Origin of the sequence: Paenimyroides viscosum (assembly GCF_003858535.1) — a bacterium.
In the GTDB taxonomy this organism is placed as follows: Bacteria; Bacteroidota; Bacteroidia; order Flavobacteriales; family Flavobacteriaceae; genus Flavobacterium; species Flavobacterium viscosum.
Genome location: NZ_RQTJ01000068.1, coordinates 1 through 3,146 on the forward strand (window position 1 = coordinate 1; position 3,146 = coordinate 3,146).

Below are 3,146 nucleotides of genomic sequence, written 5' to 3' on the forward strand. Positions count from 1 at the left end.
TCTGCACTGTTTGATAAAAAGTTTTATTTACTTAATCCTGTATCATTTTTTCAGGACGTTACAAATGTTTTAATCCAAAATTTCTAATTTATCATAATAAAATGAAAAAAGAACTTATTGAAAAATTCGAAAGAAATCGAGATCAGGTAAATAAATTCAAAAGTATTTACAAAGACCATACTGAAAAAATGAAAGCATGGAATAATCCTGCTTTCTTTGATTCAAACGTAACGAATGAAAGATACTATAATGAATTAAATCGCACATCAATGATTGAATATTCGGATGAGCAGTATGATGCGGTAAAAATTCATAATTTTAAATTAGAAGATTTTCCAAATTTAATAGCTGGATTAGATAGCCAATTTAATGCATTAAGTTTGCTTTATAACGAGATGTTAGGGAAATACAACTAAAAGGAATAATAAATAAGAACTAAAAAAATCCCGATCGGCTGATCGGGATTTTTTTAATTCTTATTGGTAGCAATTACAAACTTAAGATTGTTCTTAACACCAATTTGTAAAACGTTTACTAAATCTTGCACCTGTAAGTTGTAAGGTATTCTAACAACTACGGTTTGGGTTTTATCTCCGCCAAGTTTCGCTAATAAATGCGCTTCTAAATCTTGCGGATTAACAGGTTCTTTATCAATGAAAAACTCTTTGTTTTCGTTAACAGATAAAGTAATCAGCTGCTTGGTTGTTTGTTCCGTTGCTTCTGCTTTAGGTAATGTCATTTTAATGACATTTGGGTTAGCTAAAGTAGATATGATAATAAAAAAAAGTAACAGGAAAAACATGATGTCGCTTAACGATGAGGTTGCAACTTCAGCATGAAATCTTCTACTTCTCTTTATGGCCATTTGGTCTTTGTATTATGTTAATAAATTTTAAAATGATTTTTTGCGACTGTAAAGCAAAACCATCAATTTTTCCGTTTAAAAGGTGGTACGCAGCATAAGCAATAATACCAACGATTAATCCGGCACCACTACTGATCATTTTTTCGTACAAACCACCAGAAATATTAGCAATACTAATGTTTTCGGTAATAGATATGTTATAGAAAATTTTAATAACCCCAGAAATAGTTCCAACAAAACCTAAAGTAGGTGCAATACCGGCAATAGTTCCCAAATGGTTCAGTTTTTTCTCCATATTGGCAATTTCAATGTTGGTTACTTTTTCCATGTTCGATTCAATTTCCGAAATTGGTCTTCCAATAGTCAGTAATCCTTCATGCAAAACATTCGCTTCTGCAGTATTTTCGCGCTGAACCGATGCTACAGCCAAATCTAAATTACCAGAATTAAGCTGCGTCTTTAACGAATCCATTAACCCAGGACTTGTTTTTTTTGCAGATTTCTGAATATAGAAGTATCTTTCAAAAGTAAGATAAATCGTGTACACAAATAAAATAACAATAGGTATTAAAAACACACCACCTTTTAAAACAAACTCAAACAGAGATAGTTCTTTAGTTACGGCAATGTTTTCTACAATTGCCTGTGATGTTTGTGTTAAACTGTCTGGTGCAGCCTGTAAAAAAAATGTCATCATAAAGTTTTATTTAACGCTTAAAAAAATGATTTTTGTAGATTAATATTTTTCATTCAATATTTTGTGCTAAATAAGGAAAAAAATATTACATAATAAATTATTAAAGTATAAAATTGCCAAGATATCATGAACTATAAAGATACAGTTGAATGGATGTTTAATCAACTGCCAATGTTTCAGCAAATAGGGGCAAGCGCCTATAAGAAAGATTTGACTAATACATTAAAATTAGCATCGCATTTAAACAATCCCGAACGTAATTTTAAAACCGTTCATGTGGGCGGAACAAACGGTAAAGGTTCTACATCATCTTTAATAGCATCGGTTTTGCAAGAAGCCGGTTTTAAGGTCGGTTTATATACATCGCCGCATTTGGTTGATTTTCGTGAACGTATAAAAATTAACGGTGAAATGATTTCACAAGAATTTGTTGTTGATTTTATACAAAACAATAAAACTTTTTTTGAAGACAGTAAATTAAGTTTCTTTGAAATGACGGTTGGAATGGCTTTTCAGTATTTTTCCGATCAAAAAGTCGATGTGGCAATTATCGAAGTAGGTTTAGGCGGTCGCTTAGATTCCACAAACATCATCACACCTTTAGTAAGTGTCATTACCAATATCGGTTGGGATCACATGAATTTATTGGGCAACACCATAGAAGAAATCGCTTTAGAAAAAGCAGGAATCATAAAAGAAGGTATTCCTATTGTTATTGGCGAATTTACTGCCGAAACCAAAAAAGTGTTTCAAAAAGAAGCCGATTTTAAAAAAGCTCCTATTTATTTCGCATCTACAATTAATGGTATTCCTGAATTAGAATCCGATTTAAAAGGAAATTATCAGTTACACAATAAAAAAGCGGCATACCAAACAATACAATTATTAAAGAATCATTTTTCAATTACTGAAGGTGATATCGTGAAGGGATTTTTAAATGTTGGAAAGAATACAGGTTTAAAAGGACGCTGGACAATTCTGTCTGAAAAACCTTTGATTGTTGCCGATACCGCTCACAATAAAAACGGACTAGAACTAGTCATGCAGCAGGTTCATCAACAACAATTCAATAAATTATTCATGGTATTCGGCGTTGTAAACGATAAAGATATCGATGCTATTTTGCCGTATTTGCCAAAAGATGCAGAGTATTTTGTTGCCAAACCAAACGTTCCCCGCGGATTAAATGCTGTAGTTTTAAAAGATATACTTACAAAAAACGGTTTTAACGCAATGGAATTTAAATCCATACCCGAAGCGTTAAACCATGCAAAACAAAAAGCAACTCCTAACGACATGATATATATTGGCGGAAGCACTTTTGTAGTTGCCGAAGTTGTTTAGAGTATTTTGGGCGTTCCCCGCCTTTTAATGGGCGGGTCGGGCTTTCCGCTTCAAGCTTTTGTGGCAAAAAAGCCACAAAAGGCTATCCGCTGCAATCCCTAACGCAAATAACAGGTCAATAAAATAATACAGCAAACCATAAAAAATCATGCTAGATAATTTGTAAATCATTAAAACATTTCAGTTTTAAAACATCATGAGTATTGTTCAAATGTTAAATTAATTTCCTAACCGCTTAAC

At 32.4% G+C, this 3,146-nt stretch carries 4 protein-coding genes; 2 read left to right on the forward strand and 2 right to left on the reverse strand.

Annotated features, from left to right (window positions below):
• Positions 1-101 precede the first annotated feature (101 nt).
• A complete protein-coding gene (locus EG242_RS14635; RefSeq protein ID WP_124900674.1) occupies positions 102-416 on the forward strand; it encodes a hypothetical protein in 315 nt (104 codons plus the stop codon).
• A gap of 53 nt (positions 417-469) precedes the next feature.
• Here the strand turns inward: EG242_RS14635 and EG242_RS14640 are convergent, their stop codons facing one another.
• On the reverse strand, positions 470-865 hold the full coding sequence (locus EG242_RS14640) for an ExbD/TolR family protein (protein WP_124900676.1): 396 nt from the start codon (positions 863-865) through the stop codon (positions 470-472).
• Positions 846-1,559, reverse strand: a complete 714-nt coding sequence (locus EG242_RS14645) for a MotA/TolQ/ExbB proton channel family protein (protein WP_124900680.1) — start codon at positions 1,557-1,559, stop codon at positions 846-848. Before EG242_RS14645 ends, EG242_RS14640 begins: the two co-directional genes overlap by 20 nt.
• A gap of 129 nt (positions 1,560-1,688) precedes the next feature.
• Here EG242_RS14645 and EG242_RS14650 point away from each other — a divergent pair, with 129 nt between their 5' ends.
• Positions 1,689-2,906, forward strand: coding sequence for a bifunctional folylpolyglutamate synthase/dihydrofolate synthase (locus EG242_RS14650; protein WP_124900678.1), 1,218 nt, complete (start codon positions 1,689-1,691; stop codon positions 2,904-2,906).
• The last annotated feature ends 240 nt before the right edge of the window (positions 2,907-3,146 follow it).

Coding starts and splice junctions, on each gene's coding strand:
- EG242_RS14635 (WP_124900674.1), top strand. CDS start 102: ATGAAAAAAGAACTTATTGAAAAATTCGAAAGAAATCGAGATCAGGTA.
- EG242_RS14640 (WP_124900676.1), bottom strand. CDS start 865: ATGGCCATAAAGAGAAGTAGAAGATTTCATGCTGAAGTTGCAACCTCA.
- EG242_RS14645 (WP_124900680.1), bottom strand. CDS start 1,559: ATGACATTTTTTTTACAGGCTGCACCAGACAGTTTAACACAAACATCA.
- EG242_RS14650 (WP_124900678.1), top strand. CDS start 1,689: ATGAACTATAAAGATACAGTTGAATGGATGTTTAATCAACTGCCAATG.